The organism is Chitinophaga sp. (assembly GCF_035538455.1).
Taxonomy (GTDB): domain Bacteria; phylum Bacteroidota; class Bacteroidia; order Chitinophagales; family Chitinophagaceae; genus Chitinophaga.
Genome location: NZ_DATLKJ010000067.1, coordinates 37155 through 56059 on the forward strand (window position 1 = coordinate 37155; position 18905 = coordinate 56059).

Consider the following 18905-nt stretch of genomic DNA (forward strand, 5'->3'; position numbering starts at 1 on the left):
TGAGTCAAACCCACATATGTAACATCACCGGCCGGCCGGACAGGAAATCGATTCCTTTTATCCTGTACTGATATTCAGGCACCACACTTTTCACCAGGGAAATAAGTTTTTTATAATCCTGTCCTTCGTGATAGGTTGTGATGGCAATTTTCGGCCTGCTCATACGGATCGTTTCCAGCGCGCCTCTGATCAGGTATTCTTCAAACCCTTCGATGTCTGCTTTTATATAGTTGATACGGATATTCTTATCTGCGAAAAGACTGTCAAGTGTGGCAATGTCCACTTCAATGCTTCCGTCGTTTCCTTTGTCCTGACTGACAGATGCGTTCAGCGATGTTTCGGAGGAAGGCAGCTGCATATATGCTTTCCCGCACGTGTCGCCTGCCGCCACCGGCAGTATAGTAATCCTGCTGTTAGCATGAAACAGCTGCTGTAATGAATCTATGAATACTGGTAATGGCTCCAGTGCGTATATATGCGCCGCTGTATACTGGTGACGGAATGCAAATAAACCTTCTGCACAGCCACAGTCTACCACCACATCATCCGGTAATATCTCCGTTCCGGGTGCTTCATAATAATGCCAGTGTCCCGGCCTCGCTTCACTTAACACCATCGCAAGACTATACAACGGTGCTGTACGGGGATAAATAAAAACATCCCCGTAACCTGACAACCGGTAATATTTATACTTGTCATCTTCCTTCAGCAGTTCTGCATCGCGCGCGGCAATGGCAAACATCGTAGGTGAAAAAAGATGAAACATCATCTCCTTCAGCGATGTTCTCTTCCTGACATCCCGGTGAAAAATAAAATAGTACAACAGTAATAAACGCTGCCTGGATCCAGCAAATATTTTCTTAATCTTCTTCATAGTTGCCCGGTTGCCGGTTCATTGGTTTCGTATACACTTAACAGTGATATGATGATCATAAACAGATCGATCTGGCTGAAAAAGAAACAGACCCATACAAAAGCGAAGTACTTTCGCTGAAAAGGGGAAATATCCTGCTTTGTACGGGTCATCACCACGAAAAAACAGATCAGTGATAATAGCCCAAATTCCGCCAATATAAAGAGCCAGCGCATATTAAGATTATTGGCGCCTACCCCGGCAAGGCGGTACTTATAAGATGCCTGCCCCCAGAAATAATGTGCAGGAATAAACGTACTGTTGCCAGGTCCATATCCTGACAGCAACAAGTAAGGTTCATCACGCAGGAACTCTACCACAGGCAATTCCAGATCACGTTGCAAAGGAATACCCAATACCTCATTGTCTTTCTGCCAGACGCTCTTGTCGTAGCGGTATACTGACCGCTTCAGTACCAGTTGGTACACGATATTGTGTTTATTCGCGTTATACTTCTCCATAAAAAACTGCTTGGTGGCGGCAATGCTAATGAATATTGCCACGATCATTCCCAGTACTGATAATACTTTCAGCCTTACGGATAATATGTTGGGGAAAACAAAAAACACCAGCCCAGCAGACAACAGGTTAATCCAGAATGTTTGCGATACGGTGAGCACGCCCATGATGAAAGCCAGTGCCACATACCAATAGTCCTTTTTTTTCAGCAGTATGGGTATTGCCAGTGCCAGAAAGGCTGCATATGTTTTGGGTTCGGAGAAAAGCGCCTGTATGCGCATACCAAAAGATTCTTCCGGCATCAATATCAGGTAGCGGGACTGTAATCCCAACAGCTCTCCCAGTTCCACATTCTTCAGCACCAGCTGAGAGAACAGTTGCAGCATCGCTATCACAAAGGAGAAGCCGGTAATCCTTCTGATCGTGTTGCCAAACTGCTCAAAGGAATACGTGCTGGCATCCTTCACGATTTTTGCCCCTACAGCAAACCACGGCAGGTAGGTTTTTATATAAAAGTAGGCTGGTCTGAAATAAAAGTCAGGTTGTTTTCCCGGTGGGTAATAAAAGGGATCCTTAAATAGCTGGACGATACAAAAGACAACCAGGCTGGACACTGCCGGGATGACAAGCAATAGCAGATAAGGCTTGCTGATGTATACATGCCCGGTGAAGAGCTGATGCAGTTCATCCAACAGGAAGAAGACGCTGATAAAGAGTGTAGCTGTAAATGTTGGTCCCAATGTGATGGCGGTATACGCTTCTGTAGCGAAAGCATACAACACGCAATCCACCGCTGCTATACGTTTGCGATAGTACAAACCAAGCAGCACTGCGGCGATCAGCAGTGGCATTATCTGCTTGAAGATCTCCACGTAGGGGTTTCTGCTTAATCCAAATTCGTTCATGATGTCCATACCTGTCAGCGTTTCAGCTTTTTATACAAGCGGTAGAGTGTCATATTATTCCTCACCACATTCCTGATCCTGGAGCTGAGTTTACTTGAGTTGAAAATTGCGTCTGCAGTAAAACGGTCAGCCTCCTCATGCAGTACCAACTCCGGCGGATGTTGTAATGTTCCCACTTCCCCGTATTGCATGGCACCAAACCATTGTCCTGCACTTCGTGTATGTGTTGCGTAGAGGTCCATCCCGATGTTCCGGACCAGGTTTACATGCGGAATAACAGCGTAACCGTTTTTGTACCACACGGTCATGAACCATTGCACATCCCAGGTGTCCAGCTCTTCCAGGCATACCGCCTTGAACATGGTTTGCAGCGTGCGGTTCAGTCCTTCCATGCTGCTTTGCTGCATGTTGGCAGGGGAAAACTCATAGTGTTGCCAGGCTCTCCTCCAGGTGGCCCAACCCCATATATGGGTATAGCGGGAGAAGTAATAGGAGTGTTCATTTCTTTGTATTCCTTGCTGAAAATTACTGGCGCCAATGTGCATCACGCGTTCATTATGCCTGTAATAGTCCAGCAGACGGGACACATAGGTAAAGAAAGAATCGTTGGGAAGACAGTCATCTTCGAGGATGATGCCTTCTTCCACCTGTTCAAAGAACCAGTTAATCGCGCTGCTTACTGCCTGTCCGCACCCCAGGTTGTCGTTTCTGAAAAGTGTCTTCACTTCACAGGGCCAGTCGATGCGGTCCAGCATTACCTTTCTTGTTTCGTAGCACAGCTGGGCCTCTCCCGGCACATGGCTGCGCGGGCCATCAGCTGCCAGGAACAGCCGCCGCGGGCGCTGCCTGCGGATGGCTTCAAACACCGTCTGCGTTACAGCAGGGCGGTTGAATACCAGAAACAAAACAGGTGTATCCAACATCATTTTGTAGCTTCTAATGCAACGGCGTCATTAAATCTTGATTCTTCTTCCACCAGCCTGAACATCTCATCCCGGCTATCGTTGAAACGGCATGGCCTTATATCTTTAAACCCCGCCTGTGTCATTGCGAAGGACAGCGAGGCATGATCCCACATATAGAGGTGTTCACGGTTGCCCCACATATACTGCAGGAGGTATTTCATTCCACGGCTCCGGGTTTTGCGGCCCAGCAGTGTAGCATCGAGGAAGCCGGTATTGGCGTGCTGGTCGTTGTTGGAAAGCCGCTGCAGATAATTGCGCGCAGCGGTTTCGAGGTCCGGTACTACGCAGCGGAACAAGCCACCCGGCTTCAGCATGCGGCAGGTATTCTGTAAAGCCTTCATGCAATCGTGATAGGCCAGGTGTTCCAGCACATGTGAGCAGTAGATTCCATCGCAGGTATTGTCTGCTACATCCGGTAGTTTACTGAGGATGTCGCCCAGTATTACATTTGATGGGAAAGTGACATGCATGCGGTTCTTTACCAGCTTACCAATCAGGGGAAGCTGCTGAATGCGGAGTGTGGGAGACGAATCAAAATTCTTCCAGCCTTCCGGGGCCGAGAATGGCCCGCAGCCATACTGCACATATAATTTATTGTTCTTCATGGGCGCATCCGGAGGTTTTTAAAGAAACAGGTGTAATAGGTTTTTGCAAAGATGTCGTACTCCATCTCCCGCATAAACGGCAGTAGCTCGCTCTGCCAGTTATTAAAAAGCTCATGGGGATCGGATTCCACAAGGATGTAATCGGGCCGGTATCTTTTCCAGTTGTTGGAGCGCAATACATCCATATCCAGCCCTTCTGCATCTATTGTCATAAAGTCTATGCCGCTGTTCTGCTGGAGATAAGCATCCAGGATGTCTGACAACGGCCAGGTATCTATCTTCCGCTCCCTGATTACACGATACCCGGGGTTCTGCGTATATTCCTGCACTTTGTCCTCTGAAAAAGTATTCAGTGCCGGTTCATTGAAAATAAAATAGGTCAGTTGCTGCTTTTTCACGGATACGCCCATTTCCAGGTTGATGTCGCGCGGGCGGTATTTGTCGAACAACGCCTTGCTGCCAGGCATGGGGTCTATATTGATTCCGCTCCAACTCCGCCTGTAAAACAGGTAAGTATTGGAAACCCGGAAGGGATGATGCGCGCCTACATCTACATATATCCCTTCCCGTTTGTGTTCAAATATCCTTTTCAGGATGAGGTCTTCTCCTTCCGAGCTGTAGGCCGGTACCATGTACCGTACCGATGGAAGCAGTTTCGATCCCAGGGCCGCTAATATGTTCTTCATCCTGCTCATTCTGTTAATGTTTTCTTTCCTGGTACAACTGCTGTCATAAATCCCCGTAAGGTGAAATATAGTTTCCGTATATCTGTTAACGCGGGTCTGATCAGGATCATCCGGCTCATGGCCACTTTCAGCCGCGGATCTTTTTCTTTTGCTAGCAATACCATCCCCACCGCCGTGTAGGACAGCACCGTTGCTATGGCTGCCCCCAGCCCGCCTGTATGGGGTATCAATATGATGTTCACCACCAGGTTTACGACAATGCCAACTATCGTAGCTGCCAGGTTGTTTTTGTAATTTCCGGAGATGATATGATGCTGCATCACGGCTGTGTAGATAAAGACCGGAATGCCCGCCCATATATGCACAGATAATATCAAGGCAGATCCGGGATACAGTTCTCCGTAAAGGCGGTGAATAATGCTGCCAGCTGTAGCAGTGATTACCAGGCCCAGCGTGCAGCTCACCCAGAAAGAGAGGCGTATCCAGCTTTCCAGCGACCGCCAGTAGCTGTTTTCATCCTGCTGCCGTTTGTTAATAAGATCCGGCAGCAATGCCGTTGCAAATAGCACGGGCAATGCATACCACAACTCTGATACCTTTACCGCCGCTACATATTCGCCTACCTGCGTTGGGTTTCCCAGCATATCGAGTAACAGCAGGTCCGCTTTCATATACACCAGTATGAGAAAAGTAGCAATCGCCTGTGGCCACCCTTCGGTCAGCAATACTTTACCCAGGTCTCTGTCCACAGATCTCAACATGCTATTACCGGTATCTTTCAGGTATATGATCAGGATCACCGCGTAGGTGACCACCAGTTCCAGACAGGACAGCCACACGAACGTGAGCAATCCTGCCCCGGCGTAGAGGCACCAAAGCCTTATTCCGCAGAAGAGTACAAACACGCCTACTTTGGGAATGATTACTTTCTGTACAGTATGGTGCGCCTGGTAGTAGTAGTCAAATACATCGAAGGATTGCAGTATGATATTAAGCCCGGTGATGAATGTACACCAGACATACAACATCGCTCCATGTTTCAGGAGCAGCGTGATCAGCAGGCAGGTGACCAGTATGATACATCCTGCTGCGATCCGCAGCAGCAGCGAAGTTGCCACAATGGTTGTTTCCCTGTCCGGGTGCAATACAGCCTCCCGTACTACGATCTTGTCCTGCCCCAGGAATGAAATTCCTCCGGCTATCATCGTCAGTGCGAGGGAAAAGCTCCAAATACCAAATGCTTCGGGTCCTATCTTTCCGGCGATCATTGCCATAATAAACAGGCCCAGCACTAATCGTGACAGCTTATCCACCAACAACCAACCGCTATTTTGCAATACTTTATACAAACCGTTGCTTTATTTTTTTGAAAACGGGCGTCCACTTCTTCGTATGGCCATGCCCGTTTCCATTTTCCATGTATGTGTAACTATTATAATAATAGTAAGGATAGAATGTATTCTGGTTGATACCGTTAAAGATGATACCCGTTTTCTTGAACACACCTTCCCTGATATTGTCTTCCACAATTTTCAGGTTCGATTTCAGTGTATAGTTGTAACGCACAATGTAGAGGGTGCAGTCAATGGAATGCGCCAGGCTTTTGGCGTCTGAGATGATACCGATTGGCGCGGTATCTATCAGGATATAGTCGAATTGTGATTTCAGTTCCTGTAGCAGCGTTTTCATCCGGGCGCTTTCTATCAGTTCTGCAGGATTAGGCGGGATAGGCCCCGCTGAAATGATGGACAGGCCTTCCCTACCGGGTACTTTCCGGATGCATTGTTCCAGCGGAAGGTTACTGGTAAGATAGTTCGTAATGCCCGTGTTGCTATCGAGGCCCAGGAACTTCGACAGTTTGGGTTTTCGCAGATCCAGCTCAAGGAGCAGCACACGCTTGTTGTTAGCCGTGAGGGCGTTGCCGAGATGTGCTGTGATGAACGTCTTGCCTTCGCCGGACGTACTGGAGGTGATGAGAATGGTGATGGCGTCTGTTTGTCCGTTGAGCAGGAACTTCAGGTTGGTACGGAGATTCATGACCTGTTCCAGCAATACGGATCTTCCGTTGAAAGCCCGCAGGTCTGAATCTTCTGTCTGCTGATAGATCTCTGCGATTACCGGTTTGGAAACTGCCTGCTCGATCTCGTGCCTGCTCAGTACCCTTGAGTTGAGGAAGTACTTCGCATAGATATAGCCAAGCGTCAGCAATATCCCTACAGCGATGAAACTCACAAAGGTGAGCGGTTTCTTTGGTGATATGGGTTTGTCCGGCACAAAGGCGGGCGCTATCACCTTATTGTCTGTTACGTTGCTGGCATAAGCCACGGAAGCTTCTTCTTTCTTTTTAAGAAGATACAGGTACAGCGATTCTTTCACGCTCTGCTGACGTTTGAGATTGATGTACTCCCGTTCATATGCGGGGATATTGGCAATTCTCGACTGTACGGCGTTTACTTTCTGCTGCATCTTCTGTTGTGCAGTACCTGCATTCCGGCGGTAGCCGGAGATATATTTGCGGATAGTCGCCGCAGCATCAGCAATCTGTGCATCCAGGTTCTGGTTGATCTGGCTACCGGGTTGCAAGGAGAGCGACAACCGCTTCCTCTCTTTCCTTAGTTCTTCATACCTGTTGATCATCCCGGCAAGCGACTGATCCACGATTCCGGCCAAAGGCGCAAAAGGAGTGGTATTGGAAGGATCGTTCACATGTTTTTCTATCTCATCATAAACAGACAACTGGGTATTTGCTTCGTTCAGCCGGAGATCTGCGTCTTTGATCTCTTCCAGTGCGAGCTTGGCGTTGGCTTCGATATCCGTGATGCCACGCTGTATTTTAAACTGTTGCTCTGCTCCTTCCAGCACGGCCAGTTCCGTCCTGAGGGAATCAATCCTTTCCGTCAGGAAGATGGTGGTTTTCAGAGAAGCTTTATTTTTATCTTCCAGGGTGTAGTCGTTATAAGCATCCATGAGCGCATTCAGCAACTCTGCGCTGCGTTTGGCCACCGCGTCGGTGTAAGACACCATGATCACGGTAGATTCTTTATTGGATAACGTTGTATTGATCTCTTCCGCTTTCTGGTAGGCCAACTCCTGTATAGAGTCCACACGTATCCGGTAAGACTGGCCACCAGGATCTCTGGCAAGTTCCGGGCTGAGCGTGATGCTGAAGGTATCCTGCCGGATGCTGAAAGCTTGACCAGGTTGCAGCTCCATTTTCATCACCGTATCTCTTTTTCTATCACGGTATACGAGGCTGATATGCTTCGCTGTCGGAATCACTACAAACTTGTAATTTCCTGTGGCGAGCCGGTTACTCAATACATTGAGTGTAAGCGGGCTTCTGTCATACAGCTCTGCGTCCCTCACCGGCTGTATCCTGAAATAGCGGATATTAAAACGGCTATCTGTGAGCACCTTCTGCAACAGCAAAGGAGATCTCAATACCTCCATTTCATTTTCGATATTCTTGTTGTCGCTCAATATGGAGAGCGAACGCAATGCATCCATTTCTTCTCCTCCTTTCTTTTCGTCTTTGAGGTACAGCCTGGCAGAAGCGAGATAACGCGGTGTGGTGTACCTGAGATAAAGAAAGGCGGCAGCAGTTGACAGCAGGATTACTACCAGCAGCAACGGCCAGTGAAATACAATTTTCCGTAACAGGTCTTTCAGATCAATACTGGTATGTTTACCCAGTTCCGTGTTAATACTCATGGGGTATCATTATTTTGTTACGATAATGAGCGTGGTTATAAACGACAACACACCCAGTATTGCCGGTAATAATTGTATCGTTTTAGAGGAGGCGAATTTTTTGTCTTTACCTGGCTTAACATAGATGACGTCATTATTATTCAGATAATAATAAGGCGATGAGAATATCTTGCTATCGTTCAGGTTGAGCGAAGCATAATTCTTCACCCTATTCGTTTCACGGATCACCATCACATCATTTCTGACGGCGGTGACATTCATATCGCCGGCCATACTGAGCGCATCGAGAATAGATACGCGGTCGGATGATACCTTAAATGATCCCGGGTGCGCCACATCCCCCAGCACGGAGACTTTAAAGTTAGCCAGGCGTGTGGCCACATATACATTCCGGATCTCTTTCTCCAGCGCCTGCGTGATGATCCTGTCGATCTCCGGGAGCGTATGGTCTTTCACCTGTACCCTCCCCCCCACAGGGAGGTTGATATAACCGTCAATACCCACCTGGTAACCTGGTTCTGTGCTTCCGGCAGCAAGCGAAGAAGTAGCCGGCGTTGCAGGGTTTAGTAAGGTGGATATATCTTTGTCAATCGTTGTAACCGTCACCTGCAGCACATCGCCGGGCTGAATTAATAAAGGCTGCCATTTCTGCACTGAATCTGTTCCATTTATTTTCTCCAGGTCATTCAGATAGGTGATTTTTCTCGTATTGGCACATCCAGCTATGAATACTGGTATTATCAATAGCAGTAAAAAGTTCTTTATCATAGAACAGTTTTTCAGTTAGATCCTATTGGTTGATTTGGTTGTGTTTTACAGGATAATAAGGTGGTGGTCGCTATCATTTATAATGATAGAGATATACAGATTCTCTTCCTTCATTCAACATAAAGTTTAAACAGTAACGTGCCTGACTAATGGTTTATAAGCCTTTCGTATAACTGTGGCGCCTATACTAAACTACCTATCTAACAATAACCGTCACTTACCTGTTCAATCTAACTTTCAAAATGAACAAAATGAACAGGATAGATTCAAAATGAACAGCATCAATTAATTTCTATATTATTAGAATCAAAATGCTGGCAATGAGTACATTAACAGGAAGTATCTGTACTAAAAAACAAGGCCGCTATTATGCGGCCTTGTTTCATTATTGGTGGTTATTCTTACACAAATGGTCAGGGCAGTACTGCAAAGCCCAGGTATTTTTCATTGTAGTGATTCGTTACATTGAAGATATAAGAGCCATCAGAGAAGGTTGGCGTATAACCGATCAGTGCACGGTCGAAGCCGCGGAGCCTGATAGTATATCCGCAGGATTGCAGGTACGCTGTATCGATGGTGAAGGCCAACCCATTATCACCATGATCCGTGAAACCGGAAACGTTCCGGGCCACCGGGGTGATGAATGTTGACAATGGGGTACCTGGCGGTACAATATGACCGGCAGGCTGCAGATCGAGATTCCATCCGCTGAAGAAATCATCCACCACTTTGATCTGCCCGTGGATAATATTCCCTTTGTTATAGAACTTACAATCGCCACCATCGATAATGATATCGAGTGTTGTAGCAGGATTAAGCGTAGGCGCAGATACAATATCCACGGTGTAATTGGTGTTGTCGAGGAACACATAGCCAGCAGACATAGCCGTAAACGTTACATGCGAAGGATCTGTAGTGAACAACACACGGAGTTCATAAAGGCCATTGCGGCTGCCGCTGTTCCAGAGTGCCAGCAGGGAGAGCTTTTCAGCTTTCACCGGTACTTCCGGCAGATAGCTGAGCCAGCCGCCTGTGGTAGAAGGATCTTCGTCTACCAATGACTGTACACTGCCCTGGATGATCTGGAATGTTTGTTTGTCCAGCACGTCCTGCCAGCCACTGCCGCCTGTCACATCACGGAACTGTACTTTATAGGAAACATTACCTGAAGGACCACTACCAGTGAACATACCGCTCAGTTTTATCACACCGCCGAAAGGTTGTGCTGCATTCGGGTAGCTGGCACTGCTGGCGAAAGCAAGGCCCTGCTTACCGGCAATAGACTGTTCAATATTACTGATGGATACGCCATTGATGTCGAAGATATTCAGACCCAGTTTGCCGCCATTGCCTGCCCCTGGTCTGATCTGTACCAGTACATCCACTCTATTGCCATAATAGTTCAGCAGATTAGGATTGGTGGTAGACGGATAAGACTGCCATGACAGCACCGCCCTCACCCTCACGATATTAGGTTCCTGGCAGTTCTTCAGGTGTTTGGACAGATCCACCGGTAACGACACGTTGTAGAACAGGCCACCGCCAGGCACGCCAACGATGTCGTGCACATTCACACTGGCAGTGCCCAGGTAGCTGTCGTAGCTCCCGTTGTTGTCCCAGTCGGCCCAGAAAGCCACGTGTTCCCAAGAGCCGGCGGTACACATATTACCGCTGAAGCCTGACGACTTCTTAACCTCGATCACAGCGCCCAGAGTATCCTGCGCGGTGTTAAGGCCCACGCACATCAGCTGTTCGTAGTCGATGTTTGCATTGTTGTTATTGATGACAGCGGGGTTAATTATTGGCCCGATAATATCATCGAGGTTGATACCCAGCTTGCTGATAGCAGCGAGATCAAAGGTGGGCGCATCAGGTGATACTTTCGCCACACCGGACAGCTTCGCCGACACACTAGTAAAGAAGGTACGGTGTTCAGACACGCCTGCTTCCTTATATAGCCTGTAGAAATGTTCTACCGGAGGCAAGGGCTGATCAATAACCGGCAGCTTGAAGTTTTCGTCTATATGCGGCAGCTCGATTTTATCTCCGATATTTTTAAGCACATCACCCCAGATGATGAGGGGTTTACGTTTCAGCTGGATGTCGGCATCCAGGCGGTTGCCGTAATGCGGAAAAACCGTGGGGTCCATGGATGGCGGCGTATTCCAGGACAGCACGCCTCTGATGGTTGGCAGCACAGCCTTATCGCATGACAGGAACTTACGATGCGCTTCATCATCCAGGAAGATAGATACCATGTAATTCAGCGGGTGTTGCGGGCCGGGAGGTGTATTGGAGATATCAGCGGCCTTGAAGCTGGCGAGCCCTACATGCTGGAATCCGGCGCCATCATGGTAGTCCACGAAGAACCTTACGAATTCCTGGGATCCGGTGCTGCATAATCCGCCGCTGTATCCGGTAGCCTGGTAGATCTGTACCACCGCTTCGAGTTTCGACAGGTCGGGATTGTAACCAATACACGTTAGGCGCTCCCAGTAGGTGATGCTGTTGAACTGCGGGAATTTCGGCAGATACTGGGATAACAGGATGAGTTTTCTTGTCTCGAGGTGCAGCTTGATCTGCTCTTCGGAGAATTTCTGGGATGCAATTGTCTTTTCCATTTTATTGGGGTTTTGAAGTTAAACACGATTTGCCTATGACAATATAATGCAGGGGTATTTGCAGTATTTGTCGGAATAAAGGGACGGGAGGGAAACAGGGTTGGACTTATTTTATGCAGGAGCATTTTAGATTGAGGTGGACAATGAATTATTGATAGCAGTGTTAATCATGCTACTATATAACGGGAATTTTCTGTGGTTTGGATGCCGCTCACCTGCATATCAGGGAGCCAGGTACCGAGGCGGGAGCTGCCATAGAGTTGCTGCTCTTTCCAATACGTTTGTGCGTCACCGTTACGGTTGCCGTATACTGCGAGCGTATTGCCCTGGGCATCGCGGAGGTACCAGGTGCGGGATGTAACGCCGCCGTTGATAAACTCCTTATACACGCGGTTGCCTGCAGCATCATATTTGTATGACAAAGAACTACCGTTACTGAAAGATATGCTTTTTATCTTTCAGTAGATTGACCAATTGATGTAAGAAATACCTGCGGCAGCGTCATAAGTCAGGTAACCGCTTCTATCATAACCATAATTGTTATCGCTCATATCATCCAGATCGGATTGATAGACACTGCTGCCCACCTTGTCATGAACATGGCGTAACGTATTGCCAATGAGACGACCAGCTTCGTCGCGGAGATAGAAATAGCTCAAGTCGTCCATAGCGAGACTGGTATCGCGGGTACCATTCCTGAAGTAAGACAAGATGTTACCGTTACCGTCATAACTGATGTTTTCACTGAAATCATCTACGCGCTGGCTAAGTCCCCAACTTCTCACTTCATTTACAAAATAAATTTCAAATTTTCATTTTCATTACAAAATTTTAATATTGCAAAACGCCATCCTATGGCTGTAATTCAACATTGTTAAGCATTTGTTATTCCCAAATATTTCACCCAGATTTCGTTCGCTGAATCAGATCAAGCCTTATCTTTAGGATATTATTGGAATATAAACCCAAATAACCCGGTTAACTATTCTCTGACACATCTATATTTCCCTCATTAGCAAGCTCCCTCGAACGCCTGTTATTATAATTATGCACACGATGGTAATGAAACTAACTGACGCTAACTGCGCCTACAGGTTTTCTATTGCATGAAAACATATAGGCAACAGCGTTAGAACGGCTGATGATTTTTAACAAAGACGGAACAACCATATCTCTATTGAACCGGAAGGGTCGATGGTCAGGCTGTTGCGCATCATTATAAAATGGGATTACCTGATGAATGGAATTACTCCGATTAACCAATTACGCATGTGTATGAGAACCATCCATACTATTGGCCTCTTATTAATGACTATCCTTGCACACACGCAGGACAAATTCCCAAAATCATCCGGGTTGTTTGTTCATACGGATAAAGTCATCTACCAAAACAATGAAAGAATATGGTTTACTGCCTATATACTTAATCTGCCCTCTCCTGATTCCGCCATTCTTTATAATACACTTTACATAACACTTATCAACGGCAAGACGCATGCGCCGGTGCTTTCCGCACGCTATGTGATGGATGCCGCCATCAGCCAGGGTAGCCTGCTACTGCCGGATACCCTCTCCCCCGGCGACTACTCGCTGGTAGCCTACACCAACAACTATCCCAGGAATCCATACGATAAAGAATTCCAGCAATGGATCAGTGTAAGGTCACTGAACAAGGCGCCATTCAGAGTCCCGGCGGCATCACGCAAACAGCCCGTAGCCAACGGCAGAACCATGCCCCCCACCAAAGTATGGGTAAGCCTGGTACCCGATTCCATGGACTATCACCGTCGCTCCAAAAGCACCTGGAAAGTCCGGTTCATTGATGAGAATGGCCGTCCGGTGAAAGGCATCTTCTCCGTATCCTGCGTATACGCTAAGCGCCTCCCGGATGAGCGGAAGCAGGACATACAACACTTTTACTACGTGGGTCAATATGGTCCTGAAAAAAAAGTAACGCTCACCAATAATCTTGATATTACCAAGCCTGTGAACGGCTACGTCACGCTCGGAGAAAAGAAACCCCGGAAACCGGTGCGGATGGTACTAATGAAAGGTAAAAGCATGCTCTCTTTCAAAACCAGGGAGGACGGCACTTTCACCCTGCCCGACTCCACACTCTATGCCCCTGCCAACAGCACCGCCGTAGTCAGTGCCGCAGGCGGCTGGAATCAATCAATATCCAGGGTGCATGTAGTGGAAACGATGGATAGCATCAACAGGCAACTCGCCAGGCAAGACTATCCCTACACCATACCAATGAACCCGAGAGATCCGTTGGATACCTCCGTCTTCTCCGGCCAGGAACTGATGGGCCGATACCGGCAGCTGAGAGAAGTAGTGATTAAAGCCAACAATGAACCGGGATTTATCAACGGTATGCCGGTAAAAGAAGACAGCACCTGCGGCTCATGGGTATGCTCCGCAGGCCACTGGAGATGTACCAAAACATTCCCTTCTATCCCCGCAATAGCAGGGCAACGATACTTTGATCCCGTGCGTGAAATGTATATTGTATTTAAAGGATGCCCGCAGGATTTCAGTCAACAGGAATTTATCAAAAAAGTCAATCCTACCTACTACGCAGAAGAATTCCCGGTCGAAGATTACAGCAACAGTGAAAGCGCGGATGAACTGCATCTCAACACCACCCTTTACTGGGAATATATGCTGGCCACCAACACAAAAGGGGAAGCCACTTTCAGCTTCTATACCAACGATCTTACCGGCATATTCACCTGCGGCATACAAGCTATTACAGAAACAGATCCTGTAAGCCTGTACTGTAACATCAATGTGGTGGAATAACAATAACGACTATACGGAATATATTACCTCCCGGTATGGTTCAAATTCCAGTTCATGGAACGGCGTGTCGTGGATATTTGCACCGCCGCCCTTCTTATAGATACCGTAGCTGTTATCTCCGAAGATCATATAGAAATGATATTTTCTGCTGTCGAAACTCATTCGTTCTTCTGAGAGATTTATTTATATAATGACCTGATGATCTCATCGATGCTTTTATCGCTTTCCCGGAGATGCTTTTCCTGTTTTTTCGCCAACTTCCGGAACGCCGACAAAGCTATCGCGGGTGCATCTTCACCGTAAAGTTGCTGCATCATTTCATCCGCGCTGAGATGACGGCTGTCCTGCAACATGTGTTCATGCGTACCACTGATGTCAGACAGCAAACGAATGAGTGTTTGCTTGTCGCCCGGCTTCAGTCCGTGATACAGCAGGAACGGCGCTTTAAACAGGCGCCTGCCTATCTCCACTAACAGCGTCCTGCCTTTGGCGGTGATGCTCACCTGCCTCGCTCTTTTGTCAGCGGGGTCAGTTTTCTCTGTGATCAGTCCTCTTTTCTTCATCCGGTTCAGCATATCGATGCCGGTGGATTGCTCCATGAGCGCAAGGCTGATGATGTCTGTCTTCCGCGCTCCTTTCTTATAGTTGATAATATTCAGCAGGTAAAACCATTCCAGTTCCACGCCGGGCAGCTCCCTGATCAACATTTTGGCATAGGTAGTATGCATGGCGCCTAACCGTCCTACCAGGGCGGCAACGATGCCATCTGCATCTTCAGACGCAACTTCCGTTTCAGGCGGCGCCTTCCTTGTCGTATACTTCTGTAGGTATTTCCCACAGAAATCCGCTACAGATGGATGTTCTGCCTTGCTCTCATAAGTATCCCAGGCAGTGATCAGTTCTGTCAATGGTTTCATAAATACACCGGTTACGTTTTAAAATAAACCGATTTCGTTGTTTTTATAACAGAAATAGTTTTTCTTTGCGAAGATATAAAACGAAACCGTTCTATCTTTATGAAAGAAATAATACTTGAAAAATTGCTGGATGATTGTATGAACAGCAACACACAAACAGCCACGCTGCTCTTGGAAAAGCTGATAGACCGCCACACCCGCCAGCTGTATAATGATGATTACACAGAAGCGTTCCGGCACCACGAAGAGCTGCTTCCGCTACAACTGGATACCCGTGACATATTCCACATCCGGAATTTCCTCTTCTATCTATTGCTGAACCATCCTGACAAAGCCGCTCCAGCTGCCAGCTGCCTGGTAAGGTGCTACGACAAAACCATCTGGACAAGCATCTGCCAGGCCATAGAATTATATTATCTTAAAGATGACCAGGCAACTTGCCATCTGACAGATGCTATTACCTACTCCGGCTCTTTTGAGGAATTTGGAGATCACATACTTTCTCTCTTCAGAAAACTGGAAAAGGAAGGGCTACCGGCAACCCGGAAACTGATGGCGGTTAAGTTCGCTTACTACCGTAAATTCTACAATTTTGAAGGATAGCGGCCATACAAGCGGCCCCCCGGTCGCCATCACAGCAATGGCAAAGCAGTACTGATTTATACTTTGTGATAGTGGCATTTTTTGTTTATCTTTCTGTTCAGGAACACAAAATAGCCGACAAAAAAATATCAAAAAGTAAGTATGGGGCATCACTTTGTGACGATAAAGGATATCGCCAGAACATTAAACGTCTCTACATCCACCGTATCCCGGGCATTGAGAGATACCTATGATGTAAATCAGGAAACGAAAGAAAAAGTACTGGCGCTGGCAGCGCAACTGAACTACCGGCCCAACTCTAATGCGACCGGGCTCGCCAGAGGACGCACACACAATCTCGGGGTGGTGTTGCCTTTCATCACCAACTATTATTTCTCCACTGTTATCACCGGCATTCAGGAAATAGCCTACAACAAAGGGTACAACATTATCCTTTATGTAACCAATGATTCTCCTGAACGGGAGCTGGCTATTCTCCGGAATCTCGCCATCTCCAGCCTCGATGGCTTGTTAATATCCATCTCCTCCAGCGCGGCGGATTGCAGCCACTTCCAGGAGATCATGGATCACGGTGTGCCCGTCGTTTTCTTCGACCGCGTGCCGGAAAAAGTCGCCACATCCAAAGTCATGCAGGATGATTTCAACGGCGCCTTCGAAGCAGTTGACCACCTGATCAGCAACGGTTACCAGAAAATAGCATACATCTCCGGTCCGCAAGGACTCAGCCTTACAGAACAAAGACTGCAGGGTTACCTGCATGCACTGAAGAAACATAACATTCCTGTAAATGAAGACTGGATCGTTTATTCAGGGTTTTCGCAGGAGTGCGGAGAAGAAGATACGCAACATCTCCTGCAACTAAAGGACAGACCCAACGCTATTTTCGCGGCCAACGACCGGAAAGCTATCGGTGCGCTGCTTACCCTCAGACAACATCATATCAAAGCAGGTAGTGAATTCGGCGTCGTGGGCTTCACCAATGATCCCATGTCGGCGATCATCTCCCCTTCCCTTACTACCGTGGCGGAACCCGCCATGGACATAGGTAAAACAGCCTGCGAACTGCTGCTGAAACATATCAACAAAAAACATTTCCAGGCGGAACAGGTAATACTTCCCGGCAGGCTGATCGTACGGGAATCCAGTGGCACTTATCACAAAGGGTGATCCTGTATATACATTTTTTTTGCTTCTCCTACCAGGGCAATACCTTTGAGGATAGGCTCACGGTTGGCTTCTGTAGTTGATTTCCAGACAGTCTGTAAGAAACCATACAGGCGCTGATTTGCAATACGCTTACTGCAAAACTGTACAGTTCCCTGCATACTCTGATCGTCATTGAAATTGCTGGCACAGGGAACCTGATCATAGCCATGTGCTTCCAGGTCGATATATGCTTTAACATATGTCTGCGTTTCATCGAATGCAGATTTATAGTACCAGTTGCTCTGCAACACCGATTTCGGCATCCTGTTAAAAAACTCCTCAGGATGTTGCCATACATAGTCGGACCAGATCCAGGGCCGCACCCCTCCCTTCTCCACCTGCTCTGCCAGGAAAAAGAAATCATGCCACCACAGATCATTCTGCCTTACTACAATATAATTATACGTGGACTGATGTTTGGCCGTTTCTTCATCCATTCCCAAATGAAAGAACCGGGGCTTATCGAAAATACTGATCACCTCGCGGATCAGGTCTTTACAAACACTGTAATATTTTTCAGTAGACACCATACGTGCATATTCGCCCATCCAGGTATCATGACCTGTAGAGAAATTCAGTTTGGGTATGGGTTCCAGGCCAAGGCGGCGGATATACTGCAACTCTTCACGGAGTCGTTTCACGGACCATGCGCCATGCACAGCTATTTCTGGGTGGCTTTCATATTTCACGGCATCACCGAGATCGATGACCACCATATTCAGACCGGCAGCCGCCATTTTTTCCAGGGCGTCGCGCCACAATGGTTCATTCACCCGGAAGTCTGGCCGATAGCCCCTGTCAGGGAATCTAGGTGAAATATATTCTTCCCACATATTAAAACTGAGGTGCAGCAGACAGGCCCATATTTTCGTTGTATCTTTTACCGGAGTGGCAGTAGCCCGCTGTGGCAGTAATATTCCCGGCATGCTGCTGATGATGCCGGCAGCAGATAACTGCCTGATGAAGTCTCTCCTGTGCAACATGTTGTTATAATCTTTTACGGTGATCTTTAATGGAATCATAGAGGAAAGCCGGGTAGGTATCTCCTTCTGCAGTACCTGCCCCGGCCATGAAGGCGCCATATGTGATGCTGTCTCCGAAGCATACGATCTTTCTGTTTTTCTTCAGCAGGTGGTGATGTTGCAGGTACTCAAACACCTGTGAAGCAATGATACGGTATCCGTCTTTGGTCGGATGCACACCATCTTCCCGGCCATAGTTCAGAGAGTTGATGACCAGTGAATGTGCATCGCGGCTGGGCGAGCTATATTGCTTGAACACGTTATTGATATCAATGAAATGTACATGATTCTCCGCTGCCAGCATACGAATGATACAATCAATAGAATCCAGCCGGGCATTAGGTTGTTCGTGATATAACACCCGCTCATGCCTTTTGAAGATGTAGCCCGTATCCACGGGTGGTGGGCTCATCAATACCATTGATATTTTCTCAGTCTTCAGCTTGCGGATGATCTGCCGGTAGTTGTCCGTAAACCGCGTATAGGTAGTCCATTTGCCGGAATTTACCATGTCATTGGTACCCACCATAATAACCACAAGGTCCGGGCGTTCAGCCACTACGTCACGGTCCAGTCTTTTCAGCAGGTCATTGGTGTTGTTCCCGCCAATACCCTTATTCAGAACCATGTACTGCCGGGAGATGCATGATACCAGGCATGAGCAGATGCATGCCAGTAAAAAAGTACGTTTCATCTTATTGCTTATTTGCCACGTGCAT

General features: G+C 47.5%; 18 protein-coding genes. 3 read left to right on the forward strand and 15 right to left on the reverse strand.

Annotation, left to right across the window (positions count from 1 at the left end; genetic code table 11):
• Positions 1 to 4 precede the first annotated feature (4 nt).
• The 11 genes from VM802_RS07960 to VM802_RS08010 form a co-directional block, all read right to left on the reverse strand.
• A complete protein-coding gene (locus tag VM802_RS07960; RefSeq protein ID WP_325529296.1) occupies positions 5 to 874 on the reverse strand; it encodes an FkbM family methyltransferase in 870 nt (289 codons plus the stop codon).
• Entirely contained in the window at positions 871 to 2286 is a 1416-nt protein-coding gene (locus VM802_RS07965; RefSeq protein WP_325529297.1) for a hypothetical protein, read from the reverse strand. The genes VM802_RS07960 and VM802_RS07965 overlap by 4 nt, the downstream gene beginning before the upstream one ends.
• Before the next feature lie 5 nt (positions 2287 to 2291).
• A complete protein-coding gene (locus VM802_RS07970) occupies positions 2292 to 3203 on the reverse strand; it encodes a hypothetical protein (RefSeq protein WP_325529298.1) in 912 nt (303 codons plus the stop codon).
• The gene (locus VM802_RS07975; protein ID WP_325529299.1) at positions 3200 to 3847 is read right to left on the reverse strand and encodes a class I SAM-dependent methyltransferase; all 648 of its coding nucleotides are present in this window, start codon (positions 3845 to 3847) and stop codon (positions 3200 to 3202) included. The genes VM802_RS07970 and VM802_RS07975 overlap by 4 nt, the downstream gene beginning before the upstream one ends.
• Positions 3844 to 4533 (reverse strand): FkbM family methyltransferase, encoded by a 690-nt coding sequence (locus VM802_RS07980; protein ID WP_325529300.1) that lies wholly within the window; start codon positions 4531 to 4533, stop codon positions 3844 to 3846. The genes VM802_RS07975 and VM802_RS07980 overlap by 4 nt, the downstream gene beginning before the upstream one ends.
• Positions 4534 to 4538: 5 nt before the next feature.
• Complete coding sequence (locus VM802_RS07985; protein ID WP_325529301.1) at positions 4539 to 5882, reverse strand: flippase; 1344 nt, start codon at positions 5880 to 5882, stop codon at positions 4539 to 4541.
• Complete coding sequence (locus VM802_RS07990; protein ID WP_325529302.1) at positions 5875 to 8244, reverse strand: GumC family protein; 2370 nt, start codon at positions 8242 to 8244, stop codon at positions 5875 to 5877. The genes VM802_RS07985 and VM802_RS07990 overlap by 8 nt, the downstream gene beginning before the upstream one ends.
• A gap of 9 nt (positions 8245 to 8253) precedes the next feature.
• Entirely contained in the window at positions 8254 to 9012 is a 759-nt protein-coding gene (locus VM802_RS07995; RefSeq protein ID WP_325529303.1) for a polysaccharide biosynthesis/export family protein, read from the reverse strand.
• Between the two features lie 413 nt (positions 9013 to 9425).
• Complete coding sequence (locus VM802_RS08000) at positions 9426 to 11633, reverse strand: hypothetical protein (protein WP_325529304.1); 2208 nt, start codon at positions 11631 to 11633, stop codon at positions 9426 to 9428.
• Between the two features lie 167 nt (positions 11634 to 11800).
• On the reverse strand, positions 11801 to 12055 hold the full coding sequence (locus VM802_RS08005) for a hypothetical protein (protein ID WP_325529305.1): 255 nt from the start codon (positions 12053 to 12055) through the stop codon (positions 11801 to 11803).
• Between the two features lie 36 nt (positions 12056 to 12091).
• Entirely contained in the window at positions 12092 to 12418 is a 327-nt protein-coding gene (locus VM802_RS08010) for a hypothetical protein (protein ID WP_325529306.1), read from the reverse strand.
• A gap of 490 nt (positions 12419 to 12908) precedes the next feature.
• On the opposite strand from VM802_RS08010, the gene VM802_RS08015 reads away from it, so the two are divergent.
• Positions 12909 to 14438 carry a hypothetical protein gene (locus tag VM802_RS08015; protein WP_325529307.1) on the forward strand — a complete coding sequence of 510 codons (1530 nt, stop codon included), beginning with the start codon at positions 12909 to 12911 and terminating at the stop codon, positions 14436 to 14438.
• A gap of 9 nt (positions 14439 to 14447) precedes the next feature.
• Here VM802_RS08015 and VM802_RS08020 read toward each other — a convergent pair whose 3' ends face one another.
• Both VM802_RS08020 and VM802_RS08025 read right to left on the reverse strand, forming a co-directional pair.
• Positions 14448 to 14600, reverse strand: coding sequence for a hypothetical protein (locus tag VM802_RS08020; RefSeq protein WP_325529308.1), 153 nt, complete (start codon positions 14598 to 14600; stop codon positions 14448 to 14450).
• A 17-nt stretch (positions 14601 to 14617) separates the two neighbouring features.
• Positions 14618 to 15355, reverse strand: coding sequence for a MarR family winged helix-turn-helix transcriptional regulator (locus VM802_RS08025; RefSeq protein ID WP_325529309.1), 738 nt, complete (start codon positions 15353 to 15355; stop codon positions 14618 to 14620).
• A gap of 99 nt (positions 15356 to 15454) precedes the next feature.
• On the opposite strand from VM802_RS08025, the gene VM802_RS08030 reads away from it, so the two are divergent.
• Both VM802_RS08030 and VM802_RS08035 read left to right on the forward strand, forming a co-directional pair.
• Positions 15455 to 15958 (forward strand): hypothetical protein, encoded by a 504-nt coding sequence (locus tag VM802_RS08030; RefSeq protein WP_325529310.1) that lies wholly within the window; start codon positions 15455 to 15457, stop codon positions 15956 to 15958.
• 141 nt (positions 15959 to 16099) lie between these two features.
• Positions 16100 to 17125 (forward strand): LacI family DNA-binding transcriptional regulator, encoded by a 1026-nt coding sequence (locus VM802_RS08035; RefSeq protein ID WP_325529311.1) that lies wholly within the window; start codon positions 16100 to 16102, stop codon positions 17123 to 17125.
• Here the strand turns inward: VM802_RS08035 and VM802_RS08040 are convergent.
• On the reverse strand, positions 17113 to 18186 hold the full coding sequence (locus VM802_RS08040; RefSeq protein WP_325529312.1) for a glycoside hydrolase family 20 protein: 1074 nt from the start codon (positions 18184 to 18186) through the stop codon (positions 17113 to 17115). The genes VM802_RS08035 and VM802_RS08040 overlap by 13 nt on opposite strands.
• The gene (locus VM802_RS08045; RefSeq protein WP_325529313.1) at positions 18152 to 18880 is read right to left on the reverse strand and encodes an SGNH/GDSL hydrolase family protein; all 729 of its coding nucleotides are present in this window, start codon (positions 18878 to 18880) and stop codon (positions 18152 to 18154) included. The genes VM802_RS08040 and VM802_RS08045 overlap by 35 nt, the downstream gene beginning before the upstream one ends.
• Positions 18881 to 18905 lie beyond the last annotated feature (25 nt).